At 72.5% G+C, this 17,933-nt stretch carries 21 protein-coding genes; 7 read left to right on the top strand and 14 right to left on the bottom strand.

Annotated features, from left to right (window positions below; translation table 11 throughout):
• Positions 1 to 118: 118 nt before the first annotated feature.
• Positions 119 to 400 (bottom strand): helix-turn-helix domain-containing protein, encoded by a 282-nt coding sequence (locus CWOE_RS17205; protein WP_041730602.1) that lies wholly within the window; start codon positions 398 to 400, stop codon positions 119 to 121.
• Positions 401 to 513: 113 nt separating this feature from the next.
• Here CWOE_RS17205 and CWOE_RS17200 point away from each other — a divergent pair, with 113 nt between their 5' ends.
• Positions 514 to 840, top strand: coding sequence for a hypothetical protein (locus CWOE_RS17200; RefSeq protein ID WP_012934913.1), 327 nt, complete (start codon positions 514 to 516; stop codon positions 838 to 840).
• On the opposite strand, the gene CWOE_RS17195 is transcribed toward CWOE_RS17200, so the two are convergent.
• From CWOE_RS17195 to CWOE_RS17155, 9 genes are all read right to left on the bottom strand, one after another.
• Entirely contained in the window at positions 837 to 1,739 is a 903-nt protein-coding gene (locus CWOE_RS17195) for a sigma-70 family RNA polymerase sigma factor (protein ID WP_012934912.1), read from the bottom strand. The genes CWOE_RS17200 and CWOE_RS17195 overlap by 4 nt on opposite strands.
• 73 nt (positions 1,740 to 1,812) lie before the next feature.
• Complete coding sequence (locus CWOE_RS17190) at positions 1,813 to 2,187, bottom strand: hypothetical protein (RefSeq protein ID WP_012934911.1); 375 nt, start codon at positions 2,185 to 2,187, stop codon at positions 1,813 to 1,815.
• A gap of 39 nt (positions 2,188 to 2,226) precedes the next feature.
• Positions 2,227 to 2,874: a DsbA family oxidoreductase gene (locus CWOE_RS17185; protein ID WP_012934910.1), complete on the bottom strand. Its 648-nt coding sequence runs from the start codon at positions 2,872 to 2,874 to the stop codon at positions 2,227 to 2,229.
• Positions 2,875 to 3,525 (bottom strand): SpoIIE family protein phosphatase, encoded by a 651-nt coding sequence (locus tag CWOE_RS17180; protein WP_049793312.1) that lies wholly within the window; start codon positions 3,523 to 3,525, stop codon positions 2,875 to 2,877. It abuts the gene before it with no gap.
• Between the two features lie 2 nt (positions 3,526 to 3,527).
• Positions 3,528 to 3,938 carry an ATP-binding protein gene (locus tag CWOE_RS17175; protein WP_012934908.1) on the bottom strand — a complete coding sequence of 137 codons (411 nt, stop codon included), beginning with the start codon at positions 3,936 to 3,938 and terminating at the stop codon, positions 3,528 to 3,530.
• Positions 3,928 to 4,305 carry an STAS domain-containing protein gene (locus tag CWOE_RS17170; RefSeq protein WP_012934907.1) on the bottom strand — a complete coding sequence of 126 codons (378 nt, stop codon included), beginning with the start codon at positions 4,303 to 4,305 and terminating at the stop codon, positions 3,928 to 3,930. The genes CWOE_RS17175 and CWOE_RS17170 overlap by 11 nt, the downstream gene beginning before the upstream one ends.
• 2 nt (positions 4,306 to 4,307) lie before the next feature.
• Positions 4,308 to 5,255 (bottom strand): STAS domain-containing protein, encoded by a 948-nt coding sequence (locus CWOE_RS17165; RefSeq protein WP_012934906.1) that lies wholly within the window; start codon positions 5,253 to 5,255, stop codon positions 4,308 to 4,310.
• Positions 5,256 to 5,294: 39 nt separating this feature from the next.
• Positions 5,295 to 6,761, bottom strand: coding sequence for a PP2C family protein-serine/threonine phosphatase (locus tag CWOE_RS30905; RefSeq protein WP_012934905.1), 1,467 nt, complete (start codon positions 6,759 to 6,761; stop codon positions 5,295 to 5,297).
• A gap of 30 nt (positions 6,762 to 6,791) precedes the next feature.
• Positions 6,792 to 7,286, bottom strand: coding sequence for an ATP-binding protein (locus CWOE_RS17155; protein WP_012934904.1), 495 nt, complete (start codon positions 7,284 to 7,286; stop codon positions 6,792 to 6,794).
• A 94-nt stretch (positions 7,287 to 7,380) separates the two neighbouring features.
• Here CWOE_RS17155 and CWOE_RS17150 point away from each other — a divergent pair, with 94 nt between their 5' ends.
• The 3 genes from CWOE_RS17150 (at position 7,381) to CWOE_RS17140 (ending at position 9,633) form a co-directional block, all read left to right on the top strand.
• Positions 7,381 to 7,725 (top strand): STAS domain-containing protein, encoded by a 345-nt coding sequence (locus CWOE_RS17150; protein ID WP_012934903.1) that lies wholly within the window; start codon positions 7,381 to 7,383, stop codon positions 7,723 to 7,725.
• Between the two features lie 4 nt (positions 7,726 to 7,729).
• Positions 7,730 to 8,722: an EamA family transporter gene (locus CWOE_RS17145; protein WP_012934902.1), complete on the top strand. Its 993-nt coding sequence runs from the start codon at positions 7,730 to 7,732 to the stop codon at positions 8,720 to 8,722.
• Positions 8,723 to 8,865: 143 nt separating this feature from the next.
• Positions 8,866 to 9,633: a class I SAM-dependent methyltransferase gene (locus CWOE_RS17140; RefSeq protein ID WP_012934901.1), complete on the top strand. Its 768-nt coding sequence runs from the start codon at positions 8,866 to 8,868 to the stop codon at positions 9,631 to 9,633.
• A gap of 24 nt (positions 9,634 to 9,657) precedes the next feature.
• Here CWOE_RS17140 and CWOE_RS33890 read toward each other — a convergent pair whose 3' ends face one another.
• Together CWOE_RS33890 and CWOE_RS17130 are read right to left on the bottom strand one after the other, a co-directional pair.
• Positions 9,658 to 11,331 carry a hypothetical protein gene (locus CWOE_RS33890; RefSeq protein ID WP_012934900.1) on the bottom strand — a complete coding sequence of 558 codons (1,674 nt, stop codon included), beginning with the start codon at positions 11,329 to 11,331 and terminating at the stop codon, positions 9,658 to 9,660.
• Between the two features lie 91 nt (positions 11,332 to 11,422).
• The gene (locus CWOE_RS17130) at positions 11,423 to 12,451 is read right to left on the bottom strand and encodes a DNA topoisomerase IB (RefSeq protein ID WP_012934899.1); all 1,029 of its coding nucleotides are present in this window, start codon (positions 12,449 to 12,451) and stop codon (positions 11,423 to 11,425) included.
• A gap of 64 nt (positions 12,452 to 12,515) precedes the next feature.
• Here CWOE_RS17130 and CWOE_RS17125 point away from each other — a divergent pair, with 64 nt between their 5' ends.
• Entirely contained in the window at positions 12,516 to 13,478 is a 963-nt protein-coding gene (locus tag CWOE_RS17125; protein ID WP_012934898.1) for a YihY/virulence factor BrkB family protein, read from the top strand.
• A 20-nt stretch (positions 13,479 to 13,498) separates the two neighbouring features.
• On the opposite strand, the gene CWOE_RS33525 is transcribed toward CWOE_RS17125, so the two are convergent.
• Complete coding sequence (locus CWOE_RS33525; protein ID WP_012934897.1) at positions 13,499 to 13,642, bottom strand: hypothetical protein; 144 nt, start codon at positions 13,640 to 13,642, stop codon at positions 13,499 to 13,501.
• A gap of 90 nt (positions 13,643 to 13,732) precedes the next feature.
• A complete protein-coding gene (locus CWOE_RS17120; protein ID WP_012934896.1) occupies positions 13,733 to 14,716 on the bottom strand; it encodes an NAD-dependent epimerase/dehydratase family protein in 984 nt (327 codons plus the stop codon).
• 31 nt (positions 14,717 to 14,747) lie between these two features.
• Between CWOE_RS17120 and CWOE_RS17115 the strand changes: the two genes are divergently transcribed.
• Together CWOE_RS17115 and CWOE_RS17110 are read left to right on the top strand one after the other, a co-directional pair.
• Entirely contained in the window at positions 14,748 to 16,052 is a 1,305-nt protein-coding gene (locus CWOE_RS17115) for an MATE family efflux transporter (protein ID WP_012934895.1), read from the top strand.
• A 179-nt stretch (positions 16,053 to 16,231) separates the two neighbouring features.
• The gene (locus CWOE_RS17110; RefSeq protein ID WP_012934894.1) at positions 16,232 to 17,923 is read left to right on the top strand and encodes an ABC transporter substrate-binding protein; all 1,692 of its coding nucleotides are present in this window, start codon (positions 16,232 to 16,234) and stop codon (positions 17,921 to 17,923) included.
• The last annotated feature ends 10 nt before the right edge of the window (positions 17,924 to 17,933 follow it).

The raw sequence follows: 17,933 nt of genomic DNA, 5'->3' as shown, positions 1-17,933 counted from the left end.
GGGCTACCTGCTGGCGGCGCAAGGGAAACCCTCGATGCCGGGCAGGGGAGAGGGGTCGCCACGGGAGGACCAGCGCAGTCGCCGGGGGAGCGCGTCCCGATTCACTGAATCGGGACGCTCATCTGCTCCGGACCCGGCGTCGTCGTCTGGGAGGTGGATCGCCAGAGCGCTCCTCCCAGAGCTGCATGATCTCGGACAACTCGAAGTCGAGACCGTGCGCGAGTTTCATCAGCACGCGGAACGTGGGATTGATCTCGCCCCGCTCGATCGCGCCGACGTAGTTGCGGTGGAGACCGCTTCGGTAGCCGAGCAGCTCTTGCGATAGACCGCGCCGGACACGCAACTCGCGTACGGCCCGGCCAAGCCTCTCGTGCTCGCTCGATTGAATGACAGCGCTCATGGGGTGGAAACATTTCAGTCCCGGGCGCTCCGGTCTACATCAGCTGACGGTGTAAAGACCAGATAGCAGTGGAGAACGTTGCTTGATCGGCCTTAGTCTGGTAATTCAGGGGTATGGATTCCGGCTCGAAGGGCCTCAATCGCGACGAGGGAGAGCTGCGGCTGGCGATGCGCGACGGGCGCCACGACAGCCAGCTGCTGCTGTTCGCGGAGCTGCGCGAGGCGCTCGTGCCGCGGCTCGCGCGCCGCCTCGGCGAGCTGGGCCACGTCGTGCGCCGGATCGAGGTCCCGAGCGACGCGCGGCCCTATCCCGGCTCGCGCTTCGCCTGCGACGTCGAGACGGACGGCGGCGTGCGGTTGACCGTCCACTGCGAGCTGCGTCCGCGGCGGTTGCGCCCCGCCCGCGTCGGGCGGGTGCGCTACGTGATCGCCGCCAACTAGGCCGCGTCGGCGAGCGCCGCCAGCTCGCCGCGGCTGGCCAGCCGCGCGAGCGCCTCGCGCTCGATCGCGCGCACCTGTGCGGTCGCGAGCGCCAGGCGGCGGCCGATCTGCGCGTGCGGCAGCGGCGTGCGGTCCTCCTCCAGCCCGAAGCGCAGCTTGATCACGTCGCGCTGCGGCGAGGGCAGGTGCTCGACCGTGCGGCGAACCGTCTCCGCCTGCAGCAGCGCGTCGACCTGCTCCTCGACCTCCGGCGCCTCGCTCGGCAGCAGCTCGCCGAGCGTCGTGTCGGTGTCGGCCGTCACGACCTGGTCGAGGCTCGCGAGCGTGCGCGAGACCTCGCGCAGATCGGCGACCTGGTCGGGCGGCAGGTCGGACGCGGAGGAGATCTCCTCGACCGTCGGCGCCCGGCCCAGCTCGGCCTCGAGCCGCCGCGCGGCGGCGGCGACCTTGCGCTCGCGCTGGGCGACGTTGACGGGCAGCCGGATCGTGCGCCCGTGCGTGGCGATCCCGCGCTGGATCGCCTGGCGGATCCACAGCGTCGCGTACGTCGAGAAGCGGAAACCTCTGCGCCAGTCGAACTTCTCCGCGGCCCGGATCAGCCCGACGACGCCCTCCTGCACGAGGTCGAGCAGCGTCAGCTCGCTGACGCCCTGGAATCGGCGCGCGATCGAGACGACGAGCCGCAGGTTGTGGTTCACGAGCCGCTCCTTCGCGGCGAGGTCGCCGCGCTCGATCCGGCGCGAGAGCGCCAGCTCCTCGGCCGGCGTCAGCAGCGGGTAGCGGCTCGCGCGCCGCAGGAACAGCTGCAGCGCGTCGAGCGTGTCGTCGGCGACGTGGTCCGCGGGAGGCTGTGCCGGGGCGCGCTCCGGCGCCGGGCGCTGGGACGGGTCTGCAGGCATCTCGTGGGGATCTACCCCAGCGACCGCGCGCCCATGCGGCGGAGCGCGCCGGGGTCCCACGGGACCGTGACGCTCACCGCGGGTAGCGGAACGTCACCTTCCTGTCGTCGGCGGTCGTGAAGCAGATCACGCGCGTGCCGATGTCGTCGAACGTCTTCGCGACGCATTCGAACGGCCGCAGTCTGCACGACGCGGGCGTGCGCGCGGGATCGCACGCGCCTCTGCGCGCCGCGGATCTGGCGTGCTTTCCGACGATCTCCAGCGCCACTCTGCACGTGACGCCCTCGGCGACGATGTCGACGATCCGCGGTCTCGCGAGCGTCCCGCAGGTGCGGTCACGCGGTCTTCTCGGCGCCGCGACGGCGGCGCCCGGCAGCAGCGCGACGACCAGCGCCGTCGCGATCACGCCGACGACCGCACCCGCGGCCGTCCTCCACAGCTGAGGCATCCACTTCCTCCCCGAGAAGCTGACGGTGAAGGAGCGATCCTACGCGACCGCGGCGCGCTCACCCCACGCTTGCTCGACCGCCTGGAGGTACGCGTCGACCGGCTGCGCGCCGGAGAGACCGTAGCGGCCGTCGAGCACGAGGAACGGGACGCCGCGGATGCCGAGCGCCGCCCCGCGCTCCTCGTCCGCGCGCACGGCGGCGGCGAAATCGTCGCCGTCGAGCGCCTCGCGCGCCGTCGCCGCGTCGAGCCCGGCGTCGGCGACGGCCGCGACCAGCTCGGCGGGGTCGCCGATCGCGAGCCCTTCGCCGAAGTAGCCGCGCATCAGCCGCTCGACGACCGCCTCCTGCGCGCCGATCGACGCGGCGAGGTGGATGAGGCGGTGGGCGTCGAACGTGTTGCCCGGCTGCGCGCGCTCGAATCTGAAGGCGATCCCGTCCTCGCGGCCCAGCTCGGTCAGCTGCGCCTGGCGCGCCTCGGCCTCCGCGACGCTGCCGCCGTACTTCGCCGCGAGCATCTCGGCGAGCGTTCCCTCGCGGCGGCGCGGCGCGTCGGGGTCCAGCTCGAAGCTGCGGTGGACGAGCGTGATCTGGTCGCGCGCGTCGAAGCGCTCCAGGGCGGCGTCGAGGCGCCGCTTGCCGAGGTAGCACCAGGGGCACACGACGTCGAGCCAGAGTTCGAGTTCCATCTAACTCAGGATAGCGGCGGTCGATCCGGCGGCGCCGGAGCCGGGCTCGAAGCGCGCGAGCAGCACGAGCGCGTCGTCGGACGGCCCACGCCGGTGGCGTTGCAGCAGGCCGTCGGCGAGCGGGCCGAGCGCGCCGCGGACGCGCAGCCCGTCGGCGATCGCGTCGTCGACGCCGTCGGTCGCCAGCAGCACGGTGTCGCCGGCGACGAGCGGCAGCGTCACCGGCACCAGCTGGGGCAGCTGGTCGCCGACGACCCCGGCGAGCAGCAGCGCCTCCGGCGCCGCCGCGCCGTCGACCGCCGGCACCAGCACGCCGTTGACGTTGCCGATCCCCAGCCACGTCAGCGAATGGTCGCGCGCGTCGATCCGCGCGACCGTCAGCGCCGCGCCGCGCGTGCCCGCCAGCGCCGCGTGGCAGCGCTCGATCAGCGCCGGCAGCGGCTCGTCGCAGCCGTCCGCCAGCACCGCGGCGGCGCGCGTCGCCGCCTCGCGCGCGGGAGCGCCGTGGCCGAGGCCGTCGATCGCGGCGACGAGCAGGCCGTCGCGGCAGCGGACCGCGACCGGCACGTCGCCGGAGACGCTCTCGCCCGCGGCGTTCACCTGCGCGAGCGCGACGGAGACGTCGGGATGCAGCGCGCGCTCGGAGCTCACGGTCAGTACGGCACCCATTTCGTCATCGTCACGGTGGTACCCGCTCCGACGCGCGAGCTGATCGCGAAGTCGTCCATCAGCCGTCGCGCGCCCGGCAGCCCGAGCCCGAGCCCGCCGCCGGTCGTGTAGCCGTCCTGCAGCGCGCGCTCGATGTCGTCGATCCCAGGGCCCTCGTCGCGTGCGACGACCTCGATCCCGCTGCGCCCGCGCAGCTCGACGCGGCGGACGACGATCTCGCCGCTGCCGGCGTACGCGGTGATGTTGCGCGCGACCTCGGAGATCGCCGTCGCGACGAGCGTCAGGTCGGTCGTCGCGAGGCCGAGCGACTCGGCGAGCCGGCGGCCGGCCTGGCGGGCGGCGACGACGTCGTCGTCGGAGGCGATCTCGACGCGCACCTCTCCGTCAGGAGCCACCGCGGCGCTCGGCCTCCCCGCCGAGCGATTCGAGCAGGGCGAGGCCCTCCTCGAGGTCGAGAGCCGTGTGCACGTCCTCCATCGACGTGCCGAGCTGGACCATCGCGAACGCGACCTCCGGCTGGATGCCGACGATCACCGTCTCGGCGCCGCGCAGCCGCGTCATGTGCGCGATCCCCCTGAGCGAGCGCGAGACGAACGAGTCCATCACGTCGAGCGCCGTCACGTCGACGACGATCCCGCGCGAGCGGTAGCGGCCGATCTGCTCCATCAGCTTGTCCTGCAGCCGCAGCACGTCGGTGTCCGTCAGCGCCGTCTGGATCGACGCGATCAGGACGGCGCCCTGCTTGAGGATCGGGACCGGCACGTCTAGCGCAGCGGCTCGGCCGACTCCGCGCGGACCGTGACCTCGTAGCCGAGCAGCCGCTCGGCCTCCTCGATGCCGCCCTGGAGGTCGCCGACCGCGTTGACCTTCGACAGGTCGACGCCGATCGTGACGAGCGTCTGGGCGATCTCGGACGAGAGGCCGGTGATGATCACGCTCGCGCCCATCAGCCGCGACGCCTCGACCGTCTGCAGCAGGTGGTTCGCGACCGTCTGGTCGATCGTCGGCACGCCGGTGATGTCGATCACGACGACCTTCGCGCGGTTGGTGCGGATCCCGCGCAGCAGCTGCTCGGTCACCTGCCGCGCGCGCTGCGAGTCGAGCACGCCGATGATCGGGAGGATCAGCAGCCGCTCGCGCACCTGGAGGACCGGCGTCGACAGCTCGCGGATCGCCTCCTGCTGCTGGCGGATGATCCGCTCGCGCTCCTGCACGAACGAGACGCCGACGGTGTTGGCGATCCGGTTCGCCGCGGGCTCGTACGCGTCGAGCACGCGGTTGAGCAGCTCGAAGTCCGACTGGTACTTCTCGAACAGCGAGCGCGCCAGCACGTCGCGCAGGAGCAGCACGATCCCGAGCACCTCGTCGGTCTCGACGCCGCGCGGGATGATCCGCTCCGACAGGTTGCGGGCGTAGTCCTGGAGTGCCTCGACCGAGCCGGTCTCGAGCACCTCGATGTAGTTGTCGTAGACGGAGGTCGCCTCGGCGAAGATCTCCTCCGAGGTCATCGCCGTGAGCAGCTGGGCGTTCGTGATGCGGCGCGCCCACTCCTCGCGCAGCTGCGTGCGGTTGCGCCGCAGGTGGGCGACCAGCTCGCGCAGCAGTGACGCGCTCGACTCGCCGGTTCTCGCGCCGGCAGCGGCCGCAGCGGCAGCGGCTGCTCTCGCCGCCGGCCGTCTCGCTCTGCGCTGCGCTCTCCGTCGTTCAGCCATTCCCCGTCCTCGATCCGGATCGATGCGTCGCGAAGTCTCTCATGTGGCTCTCGCCGGGATCTTCACCGCGACGATCGCGAGATCGTCGCGCGGCGGGCCGCCCGAAGCGTTCAGGACCGCGTCCTCGACGCGCTCGGCGGCCTTCGCGGCCGAGACCTCGCCGATCTCGCCCAGCAGCGCCTGCAGCTGGGGGAGGCCGAAGACCTCGCGGCCGCGGCGGCGGACCTCGGTCGCGCCGTCGGTGAAGAGCAGCAGCAGGTCGCCCGGCGCGAGCGTGACGGTGTCGGTGTGCAGCGCCGGGTCCGGCACGACGCCGAGCAGCGTCGAGTGCGAGCCGACCGTCTCGACCGTGCCGCCGGCGCGCCGCACGAGCGGCAGCGGGTGGCCGGCGGTGACGAAGTCGATCCGCGCGCCGCCGTCGGTCGTGCGGTGGAGCTGGCCGAAGATCGCGGTGCAGAAGCGGTGGTCGGCGCTCTGGTCGAGGATCGCCTCGTTGAGTATCGCCATCACCCGCTCGGGCCTGCGCTCCCACAGCGCGGCGGCGCGCAGGGTGTAGCGCGCGAGCGCGGTCAGCGCCGCCGCGTGCGGGCCCTTGCCGCAGACGTCGCCGATCACGATCCCCAGCGCGGTGCCGTTCGTCTTGAAGACGTCGTAGAAGTCGCCGCCGACGACCATCCCGTCGCCCGCGGCGCAGTAGCGCGCCTCGATGTCGAGCCCTTCGATCCGCGGCAGCGTCTGCGGCAGCAGGCTGCGCTGGAGCGTCTCGGCGATCTCGCGCTCGAGCCCGTACAGCTGCGCGTTGCCGATCGCGGCGGAGGCGACCTGCGCGAGCTGGACGAGGATCGCCTCCGCGCCGGCGTCGGCGTCGGCGGCCCCGAACACCTCGATCTCGCCGACGACGAGCCCGCGGCGGCCTGTGAGGCTCGCGCGCAGCGCGCCGGCGCCGGCCGCCGCGCCGGCCGCCGGCGCCTCGCCGGAGGTGGCGGTGATCGTGCGGCGGGGCTGCGAGCCGGGCAGCTCCAGATGCGCGCGCGCCGAGCGGGCGCCGAGCACGTGCCGCGCCTCCGCGGTCACCAGCTCGATCACGTCGGCGACCGGCAGCGCGGCGTTGAGCGCGACCGACACCTCCGCGACCGACTGCAGCTGGCGCGCGTGCTCGTGCTCCAGGCGCGCGACCTCCTGCACCTCGAGGTAGCCGCGGTGCGCGATCTCGAACGTCGCGAGGCTCTCGCGCAGGAAGTCGGCGGCGCGCTCGGCGAGCAGCTGCTGGCGGGCCGCGTCGCGCTCGGGCAGGACGCCCTCGGCGACGGCGTGGCGGTGCGCCTCGGCCAGCTCCAGCAGGCTGAGGCGGCCGCCGACCGCCTCGCGGCTGAGCTCGTAGGCGGGCGCGACGTGGGCTTCGTCGCCGGACTGGAGGTAGGTCAGGAAGGCGCGCCGATAGCGCTCGGCGAACGTCGGGTCCGTTCGCGCGCCGTCGTCTCGTGTCCCGCCTTGCGCCCCGTTCACGTGCGGAAGGATATGCGCCAGCGCGACGCGCTACACGTCGATTTCACACCACACGCATGTGCGGCCCGGTCCGCGCTCGACGCCCCAGCGGTCGCTCAGCTCGGCGACGATCGGCAAGCCCCAGCCGGAGCGCCGGTCCGCGCCGTCGAGCGGCTCGTCGCCGTCGAGCTCGAGCGTGCCGTCGCGCGAGCGCGCGTCGGTCACCTCGATTCGCGTCGTCAGGCCGCGGCGGCGGACGCGCAGCGTCACCTGGTCGCTGCGGTCGGCGCTGCCGTGGCGGACGGCGTTCGTGACCAGCTCGGAGATCACGAGCAGCGCCGCGTCGCGGCGGTCCTGCGTCCAATGCGCGAGCGAGTGGCCGGCGGCGCGGCGGGCGAGCGTCGGCGCCTCGGAGGTCGCCGGCAGCGTCAACGCGAGGCCGCCGGGGAGCGCCCCGTCGGAGCCGTCGGTGCGCTCGGCCTCACCGGCAGGCTGATGACGCCGGTGGTGGGAGCGCCGGGGGGAGATGCGTGCGTCGGCATTCATGTGGCTGTCCCGTCGCTACCCGCATCTCGCGATCGGGCAACCTCGGGAGGTCAGCGGGCATCGACCGTGCGGCTGCGGGGTACAGGTCAGGGCGATGACCTCCCTTGAACCGAACCCGCTGTTCTGCGTCGCGGTGGAGCGGCGCGGCGAGACGCTCGTCGCGACGCCCTCGGGCGAGCTCGACGTCGCCACCGTCCCGCAGCTGGCCGCGGCCCTGCGGGAGCACGACGGCTTCGCGCGGCTGCTGATCGACCTGCGCCCGCTCAGCTTCATGGACTCCTCGGGGCTGCGGCTGCTCGTCGCCGAGCACGATCGCGCCCAGCGCGGCGGCTACGAGCTGGCGCTCGTGCGCGGCGGCGCCGAGGTCGACCGGCTGCTGCGCGTCACGCGCCTGGACGAGCGGCTGCCGCTGGGCGAGGCGGACGCGCTCGGGCTCTGACGCCGTGGGCGGCGGGCTGGGCGGCGAACGGGGCGCCGAGCCGGACGCGGCGGGTGGCGAGCGGGGCGCCGGCGGCGGGGCCGGCGCGGCTGGCACGGCTGGCGGGGCTGGCGCGGCCGGCGGGGCCGGCGCGGCCGGCGGGGTGCGGTCGCTCGCCTGGCGGACGCCGCCGCAGCTGCTGTTCGCTGCCGGCGCGCTGACGCAGTACGCGGGCGCGGCGCTGGCGGTGCTGCTGTTCGAACGCGTGCCGGTGCTCGGCGTCGCGTGGCTGCGCGTGCTGGCGGCCGCGGTCGTGCTGGTCGTGTGGGCGCGGCCGTGGCGGCTCGCCGGCGGCGCGCGCTGGACGCGCCCGCGGCTCGTTCTCGTCACCGCCTTCGGGCTGGCGCTGACGGCGATGAACACCGCCTTCTACCTCGCGATCGACCACCTGCCGCTCGGCACGACCGTCGCGCTCGAGTTCGCCGGCCCGATCGCGGTCACCGCGCTCGGCTCGCGCACCCGCCGCGACGCGCTCGCGCTCGGCGTCGCGACCGCGGGCGTGCTGCTGCTGAGCGACGTCCACGTCAGCGGCAGCCCGCTCGGCGTCGCGCTCGCGCTCGGCGCCGGCGCGATGTGGGCGCTGTACATCGTGCTCGGCCATCGCGTGGCGGCCGACGCGGCGCTCGGCGCCCGCCGCGGGCTCGCCGCCGCGATGGCGATCGGCGCGCTGGCGCTGGCGCCGGTCGCCGCGCCGATCGCCGGCGACGCGCTGCTGTCGCTGCCGCTGCTGGCCGCCTGCCTCGGCGTCGGCCTGATGTCGAGCGTGATCCCGTACGCGCTCGACCAGGTCGCGATGGTCCGCCTGCCGCGCGCCCGCTTCGCGCTGCTGCTGGCGCTGCTGCCCGCGACCGCGACGCTCGCCGGCCTCGTCGTGCTCGGTCAGGTGCCGGGCGTCGCCGAGTCGATCGGGATCGCGCTCGTCGTGCTCGCGACCGCGCTCGGCAGCCACGCCGACTGACTGCCGCCGGCCGCTCGTTCCGACCTGGACCTGCGGTCGTTTGGGTCCCTATTGGGGCCCCAAACTGCCTCACGTCGCGATCGTGTACGGTATAGAAGACGTTTGTACGTGATAGCGGATACCGCAGAGGAGGAGGTCTCGCGATGACACCCCGCGACTGGAACGCCGCCAGCTACCACCAGGTCTCGACGCCCCACCAGGACTGGGGCAGAGCCGTCCTCGACCGGCTCGAGCTGCGCGGCGAGGAGACCGTGCTCGACCTCGGCTGCGGAACCGGCCGCATCACGCGCGCACTGCTGGAGCGGCTGCCGGCCGGCCGCGTCGTCGCGGTCGACGGCTCCGCCGCGATGGTCGAGCGGGCGCGGGCCGAGCTGGCCGGTGCCGGCACGCGCGCGACGGTGATCCAGTCCGACCTCGTCGCGCTGGACCTCGCCGCCCATCCCGACGTCCCGCGGCCGGCCGACGCCGCGATCTCGACCGCGACGTTCCATTGGATCGCCGATCACGACGCGCTCTTCCGCCGCGTCCACACCGCGCTGCGGCCCGGCGGCCAGTTCGTCGCGCAGTGCGGCGGCGAGGGCAACGTCGCCTCGGTCGTCGCCGCGGTGGCGCGGCTGTCCGAGCGCGAGCCGTTCGCGCCGTACCTCGGCGGCTGGGCGGGACCGTGGAACTACGCCTCCGCCGAGGCGACGCGCGCGCGGCTGGAGGCGGCGGGCTTCGCGGTCGGCGACTGCTGGCTGCAGCCGTGGCCGGTCGAGGTCGAGGACAGGCACGAGTTCTACGCGACCGTCGTGCTCGGCTCCCACCTCGAACGCCTGCCCGCCGACCTGCACGACGACTTCGTCGCGCAGGTCGCGGCCGACTCCGAGCTGGACTACGTCCGCCTCAACCTCGTCGCCCGCCGCGCGTGAGCGCGGCGGGCGACGGGTCGGCGCTCAGCGCTCGGACGCGAGGCGCGGGCCGGCGCCCGCGGCCCGGGCGCTCGTCGACCGCCCCTTCGGGCTGATGTGTCTGATGCTGCTCTTCGACGCGGGCTTGCCGTAGAGCGACGGGTCGATGTATCTGCCGCGCTCGGCGCCGCGCTTCTCCTGCACCGGGTCGATCGCGTCGCGTCTGGCCTGGGGATCGTTGCGCACGCCCACGACCGTCCACGAGACCTTCGTGTCGCCGTGCTCGGTACGGATCGCGAAGCTGCCGTCACCGTCGACCTCGCGCGCGACGATCGCCTGGCCGAAGCGGCCGATCGGGGTCAGCTGGTAGCTCCAGTCCCCTGCGATCGCGGTCGCGTACGACGGCAGTCTCACCGTCGCGCGGCCGTCGCCGTCGGTCGTGACGTTGCCGCTGTAGGTGACCGACATCGTGTCGGACTCGACCGGCGTATGGGTGAGCGTGCGCTCGGTCGGTGCCCGCGGGTCGTCGATCTGGAACCCTCTCTTGGTGCCCGTGACGGTGAGGTCGCCGTTGATCTGAACGGCGCCGTTGAACGTGGCGGCGGTCGTTCTGCCCTGTGCGAAGAGCGCCGAGCCGTTGCCGATGGTGACGGCCTCGAGCGCGTTGTCGTTGTTGGCGGCGTTGACGTTCTCGGCGCGCACGCCGGTGCCGGTGCCACCGGAGATGCCGGCCTGGCCGATCACGCCGATCGCGCCGTTGGGGTCGGTGACGAAGCCGCGGACGCCGTAGCCGCCGGTGCCGTCATGGCGGCCGACGATCGCGCCTATGCCGTTGCATCTGCCTATGTTTCTCTCGCAGATCGCGCCGTTCTGACGGCCGACGACCGCCTCGCCGCTGCCGCTGTCGCCGATCAGGGCGGCTGCCGATATGGAGCCGACGATGCCCCAGATCGAGTTGCCGCCGACCGTGTTGGCGAAGACGCCGGGGCCGGTGCCCTGGTTGTCGACCGAGACGCCGCGCCCACCGGCGCCGTTGTTGGTGAGGCTGACGTCGAGGCCGTTGCCGATGCCCTGCTGGGTGACGCTGGTGACGGTCGACGTCGAGGCCGGGGCGGTGATCGAGGTCTCCAACGCGCTGCCGGGCGAGGCGGCCTGCACGATTCTCACCGGGGCTCTGAGCGGGTTGTCGCATCTGACGGTGCCGTCGGCCGCGATCTCCTGCATGTAGTTGCCGCTCGGGCATCTGCCGCTGACGCGCTGCTGGTAGAAGCCCGCCGGCTGGCCGTTGAGGAACTCGGCGTCGATGCCGGAGCCGGGGCCGTCGACCTGCAGCAGCTTCGCCAGCACCTCGGCCGGCGTGTCGGCCGAGCCGGCGGGGCCGACGGGGCCGACCGGGCCTTGCGGACCGGCGGGACCAGCTGGACCAGCGGGACCGGTTCTGCCTCTTCTCCCGGGAGCGCCTCTGGGCCCGGCGTCGCCCTGCGGACCGCGCGGCCCGGGGTTGCCCTCGACGCTCCACGAGACCTTGATCTGACCGTCCGGGCAGTGTCCGTTCTTGGTCGTCAGGTTCAGTGTGTTGTACGCCTCCGTCACACACGCGTAGATCTTCTTCGGCGGCGTCGCTGCCGATGCCGGCGCCGCTGCCGCGAGCACGACCGCTGCGAACAGCGCGACGGCGCCTCCGATCGCCCCTGCTTGTCTGCCAAAACCGCTGGACATCCGTGACTCCCGTCGATCGATGACGGCGGGGAGTCTCCCAACGTCAATCAGCGATCTTGCGCCATGTTCGACTGAAAAGCCGACTGAGTAGTCAGCCGTCCGCGATCAGGTCGAGCACGGCGTGGCGGACGCGCTCATCGACCGCCCGCACCTCGGCGGGCTCGTCGGGGTCGGGCTCGGCCGGCGCGGCGAGCGCCGCGGCGAGCGTGAGGCCGGACTGGAAGCGGTCGATCACGCGCGGGTCGACGTAGCTTCTGCGGCAGACGGCCGGCGTGTTGCCGAGGAACACCGCGACGGCTCTGACCGACGCGGTCACGATCCGTCTGCGTGACGCGCGCGAGCCGGCGTCGGCCGCGCGGACCGCCAGCTCGACGGCCATCAGCGCGGTCGCGTTCCAGGTGCGGAAGTCCTTCGCCGTGAAGTCGCCGCCGGCCGCGTCCTTCAGGTACTCGTTCACCTCGTCGGCCTTCACGTCGACCCAGCGCCGCCGCTGCTTGTACGCCAGCAGCTCCGGCCCGCCGCCGCGCCGCCGCCTCAGCGCGTGCACGATCTCGGCGGCGTCGTCGTCGAGCACCTGTTGCACGCGGCGCAGGCCGTCCTTGGCGGGGTAGTCGAAGACGATCACGTCGCCGTCGAAGCGGACGTGCCGTCTCAGCAGCGTCGTCAGGCCGTACGTCTCGTTCTGCTCGGCGTAGTCCTCGCTGCCGATGCGGAAGAAGCCGACGTCGAGCAGCCGCACGCAGCAGGCGAGCACGCGCGTGCGGTCGAGCGCGTCGCCGCGGAGGTCGTCGCGCACCCGTCGTCGCAGCGCCGGCAGCGCGCGGGCGAACGCGACCATCGCGTCGAACTTGGCGGCGTCGCGGCGTCTGCGCCAGCCGTCGTGGTAGCGGTACTGCTTGCGGCCGGCGGCGTCGACGCCGGTCGCCTGGATGTGGCCGAGCGGGTCGGAGCAGATCCACACCTCCGTCCACGCGGGCGGGATCGCGAGCGCGCGGATGCGGTCGACGGTCGCGTCGTCCTCGATCCGCTCGCCGTCGGCGCCGACGTAGCTGAAGCCCCGGCCGCGGCGCAGCCGGGCGATCCCGGGACCGGAGCAGTCGACGCGTCGCGTGCGGGCCATCGCCTCACGTTTCCCGCAACCGCGGCGCCCCACGCGGACCGGCGCGCCGGGTACAACTCCGCCAATGGATCTCCTGCGGCCCGTGCGTGCGTTCGACCGACTCCAGCGCCGCAAGCCGGTGCTGGGGTTCCCGCTCGCGGTCGTGAAGAAGTTCTCCGACGACCAGGCCGGTCACCTCGCGGCGCTGATCGCCTACTACGGCTTCTTCTCGATCTTCCCGCTGCTGCTCGTGCTCGTGACCGTGCTCGGCTACGTGCTCGCGGGCAACCAGGAGTGGTACGACCGCATCGTCGACTCGACGCTCGGCCAGTTCCCCGTGATCGGCGAGGACATCCAGATCGGCGCGCTCAGAGGCGACACCGCGGCGCTCGTGATCGGCTCGCTCGGCGCGCTGTGGGCCGGGCTCGGCGTGACGCTCGCGGCGCAGCGCGCGATGGACCAGGTGTGGGACATCCCGCACCGCGAGCGGCGCGACTTCTTCATGGCCCGCCTGCGCGGCCTGCTGGTCCTGGGCGTGCTCGGCGCGCTCAACATCGCGATCACGGTCGGCGTCGGCCTGCTGGTCGGCGGGCTCGACAGCGTCGGCGTGAAGGCGTCGGGCTTCGCGCTGACGCTGCTGCTCGACGTTGGGCTCTTCTGGGCCAGCTTCCGGCTGCTGACGCACAAGGAGATCCCGACGCGCGACCTGTGGATGGGCATCTTCCTGGCCGCGGTCGGATGGGCGGCGCTGCAGACGCTCGGCGCGATCTACGTCAACAAGGTCGTCGCCCGTGCGAGCGCGACGTACGGCTTCTTCGCGATCGTGATCGGTCTGCTGTCGTGGCTCTACCTCGGCGGCCAGATCCTGCTCTACGCCGCCGAGGCGAACGTCGTGCGCGTGCGCAGGCTGTGGCCGCGCGGGCTGTTCGACCCCGTCACCTCCGCCGACGTGAAGGCGATGCGCGCCTCCGCGCGCGTCGAGGAGCGCAAGGAGGGCGCGCGCGTCGAGGTCACCTTCGAGCCCAAGAACGGCCCGCACGACGAGTGACGCGCGGGCCGTCGCGCCGGTCAGACCGCCGCGCTGCGGCCGCGCCAGCCGGTCAGGAAGACCACGATCGCGACGATGCCGAGGACGAACAGGATCGGGTTGACGATCGCGCCACCAGCGATGGCGAGAATGAGCAGCACGATTCCCAAGATGAGCCACAGCATGTGCGATTCCTCCTCAATTGATTGCATGACCGAGTCTGTCGGTCACGTTCAATCAGCTACCCGCGAAGCGAGCGTCGCATGCGGTGTTCGTCACACGAGCGCGTTGGCGCGCACCCACGCCTCGGTTCGCCGCATGCCGTCCTCGAGCGTCACCGCCGGGTCGTAGCCGAGCAGCGCGCGGGCCTTCGCGATCGAGTAGCCGCCGCGCCGCGCGAAGTAGCGCATCGAGATCGGGTTGACCTCCGACTCGACGCGGCGCACGCGGTTGACGCCGGCCGCCGAGTGGGCGATCGCCAGCGCGACCGGCGTCGGCAGCAGCAGCGGCCCGCGGACGCCGAGCCAGCGGTGGTGGTGGGCGAAGAACTCGCGCGTCGAGACGGTCGCGGCGCCGGACAGCGTCAGCACCTGCCCGCCGGCCGCCGGCGCCGCCGCGGCGAGGACGATCCCGTCGACGAGGTCCTCGACGTAGACGGGGCTGAAGCGGCCGCGGCCGAGCGCCGGCAGCGCGAACGTGCGCTTGCGGATCAGCTCCAGCGGCTTGACGACCCATGGCTGCGAGCCCGGCCCGTAGACGTCGCCCGGCCGCACGATCGTGCACGCCAGCTCGCCGGCCGCGTGCGCCTGCAGGACGACGTGCTCGCTGGCGATCTTCGTGTCGACGTACGCGGCGCCGTCGGTGCGGACGGGGTGCCGCTCGTCGACGCCGGCGGGGAAGCCGAGGTCGGAGAACGCGCGCACGGAGGAGAGGTGGACGAAGCGCGCGGCGCTGCCGCGCACGGCGGCGTCGAGCACCTGGCGGGTGCCGAGCACGTTCACGCGCCACGAGGCGTCCTGCCCGAGCGCGTTGGAGACGACCGCCGCCGTGTGCACGACGAGGTCGCAGCCGGCCGCGTGCCGCTGCCACTCGCCCGGCGTCGCGACGTCGCCGGCGACGACGCCGAGCGCGCGGTCGGCGACCTGGTCGACGCCGCGCACCTCCGCGCCCGCCGCGCGGCAGCGGTCGGCGATCGCGGCGCCGATGAAGCCGCGCGCTCCGGTCACGAAGACGCGGCGGGGTGTGGGGGAGCCGGTCACGTCGCGCACCCTAGTGACACGATGCCGCCCCGTGCCGCGCATCCACGCCAGCGACCGCGAGATGGTGCGGCTCGCGCTGCCGGCGCTCGGCGCGCTCGCCGCCGAGCCGCTCTACCTGCTCGTCGACACCGCGATCGTCGGTCACCTCGGCACGCCGCAGCTCGCGGCGCTCGGGATCGCGGGCGTGATCCTGACGACGAGCTTCACGCTCTTCAACTTCCTCGCGTACGGCACGACGGCGCAGGTCGCGCGGCTGCACGGCGCCGGCGACGAGCGCGCGGCGGGGCGGATCGCGGCGCAGGCGCTGTGGCTCGCAAGCGCGATCGGGCTGGCGCTGCTGCTCGCGATCGTCGCGCTCGCGGAGCCTGCCGTCGCGCTCTTCGGCGGCGAGGAGGAGACCGCCGGCTTCGCCGTCAGCTACCTGCGGATCGCCGCGCTCGGGCTGCCGTTCGCGTTGATCGCGCTCGCCGGCCAGGGCTACCTGCGTGGCACCGCCGACCTGCGCACGCCGCTGCGGATCGTGATCGCCGCCAACGGCGTCAACGTCGTGCTCGACCTGCTGTTCGTCTACGGCTTCGGCTGGGGCCTGGACGGCTCGGCGATCGGCACCGCGATCGCGCAGGCCGGGATGGGCGCCGCGTTCGCGTGGCACCTGCTGCGCGCGCCCGCCGACTCCCGCCGGCCCGACCGCGCCGCGATCGGCCGGCTCGCGCACGTCGGCGGCCACCTGTTCGTCCGCACCGCCGCACTGACCGGCTCGTTCGCGCTCGCGAGCGCGGTGATCGCGCGCTTCGGCACCGCGTCACTCGGCGCGCACCAGATCGCCTTCCAGCTGTGGGCGTTCCTGGCGCTGATCCTCGACGCCGTCGCGATCGCCGCGCAGGTGATCGTCGGCCGCGCGCTCGGCGCGGGGCGGGCATTCGAGGCGCACGCCGCCTCGACGCGGATGATCTGGTGGTCGGTCGCATTCGGTGGTCTGCTCGGGGCGGTCATGCTCGCGCTCGGCAGCGTGCTGCCGCAGGCGTTCACCGACGATCCGGCGGTGATCGAGCGGACGCGCGCGGTCTGGTGGCTGTTCGCGCTGATGCAGCCGGCGGCCGGCGCGGTCTTCGCGCTCGACGGGATCCTGATCGGCGCCGGCGACTCGCGCTTCCTGATGTGGTCGATGCTCGCCGCCGCGCTCGGCGTGTGGGCGCCGATCGCGCTCGCCTCGCTCGTCTTCGACTGGGGGATCGTCGGCGTCTGGGTCGGTCTCGTCGCGTTGATCGCCGCGCGTCTGCTGCTGACACTCGTCCGCTTCACCCGCGGCAGATGGGTGAACGCCTCACCCTCCTGAACGCCCGCGTCTACCCCGAAAATCCCCGCACAAACCCTCTGCTCGCGCCATAACCTGGTGCACACAATTCAACAACTCAACAACAACTGATCGCGCCCAGTTCACGCAGTGGAGGGGGACTAGATTGCTCGCCCGGAGGAAAAGCTCAACAGAGAGCTACACGACGAGGAGGGCTCTACATGAGGACGTGGGCACGGATCGTCGGTGCGATGCTGGTCGCACTGGCGCTCGCGGTGACCGTCGCTGCGTGCGGCGGAGACGACGACGGCGGTTCGACGTCGGCATCCACCACATCGGGTGGCGGCGGCGCGACCACCGGAGGGGCAAGACAGGGGGGCACCGCGACGGTGCTCATGGGCACAGCGCCCGACTACCTCGACCCGCAGCTGGCGTACACGACCCAGGCGGTCGAGCCGCACTGGATCAGCTACACGGGTCTCCTGACCTACCGGCACGAGGAGGGCCAGGCCGGCACGGAGCTGATCCCGGGCCTCGCCGACGCGCTGCCGAGAATCAGCCAGGACGGCAGAACGTACGACTTCACGCTGCGCAGAGACCTCAGATACTCCGACGGCACGCCCGTCAGAGCGACTGACTTCCCGTACTCCGTCGAGCGCATGATCAAGATCCCGTGGGGCGGCAGATCGTTCGTCACCAACTACGTCGTCGGCGCGCAGGAGTTCGACGAAGGCAGAGCCAGAAGAGTCTCCGGCATCACTGCCAGCGACGCGACCGGCAGAATCACGATCAGACTGAGAGAGGCGTACGGCGCGTTCTCCAACGTGCTCGCGTTCCCGGCGCTGGCGCTCGTCCCGAGCGGCACGCCGATCAGAAACCTGTCGGCCGATCCGCCTCCCGGCGTCGGCGCGTACATGCTGACCGACGTCGTCCCGAACCGTTCGTTCACGGTCAGAAGAAACCCGGCGTTCGCCGCGTTCAGAATCCCCGACATCCCGCTCGGCAACCTCGACGCGATAAACGTGAGAATCGTGTCGAACACGAACTCCGAGGCGCAGCAGGTGCTCAACAACCAGGCCGACATCTTCGACCCGGGTGACACGCTGCCGCCGGCGCTGCTGCCGCAGATCGAGAGCCAGGCGAGAGATCGCTTCGCGCGCAAGCCGGTGCCGTCGACGTTCTACTTCTTCCTCAACACGACCAAGCCGCCGTTCGACAACCAGAAGGCGCGCGAAGCCGTCAACATGGCGCTCGACCGCGACGCGCTCGTGCGGCTCTCCAGCGGGTTCTTCTCGCCGAGCTGCTTCTTCATCCCCGAGGGGATCGTCGGCCACCCCGACGCGGAGTGCCCGTACGGCGACACGCCGGACATCGAGGGCGCGCGCAGAATCATCAGCGACGAGGGCCTCGAAGGCACCAGAGTCGTCGTCTGGGGCCAGGAGCGCAGCCCGCGCAAGGAGTACGTCGACTACTACACCGACATGCTCAACAGAATCGGCTTCGACGCGCAGCAGAGAATCATCGCCGACACCGTCTACTTCCCGACGATCGGCAACGAGAGAACGGATCCGCAGACGGGCTTCGCGAACTGGCTGCAGGACTTCCCGAACCCGTCGGACTTCTATCTGCTGCTCGACGCCCGTTCGATCCAGCCGACCAACAACCAGAACTTCTCGAAGGTCGACGACCCGCACATCCAGAGAGAGCTTCTGAGACTCAACGCCGTCCCCGCGACCGAGCTGGACAGCGTCGCCGACGAATGGAGAGCACTCGACGAGTACACCGCGCAGAGAGCGTACAACGCGGTGTTCGGCTCGATCAGCGTGCCGAAGTTCTTCTCCGACAAGCTGAACTTCGACTCGGTGTTCCACCCGTTGTACTTCAACGACTGGTCCACCCTCTCGCTGAAGTAGAGGCGTTCAC

The sequence above is a fragment of the Conexibacter woesei DSM 14684 genome (genome assembly GCF_000025265.1).
Lineage (GTDB): Bacteria > Actinomycetota > Thermoleophilia > Solirubrobacterales > Solirubrobacteraceae > Conexibacter > Conexibacter woesei.
The sequence above is the reverse complement of the archived record's forward strand: the minus strand, read 5'-3'. Positions and strand labels throughout refer to the sequence as shown.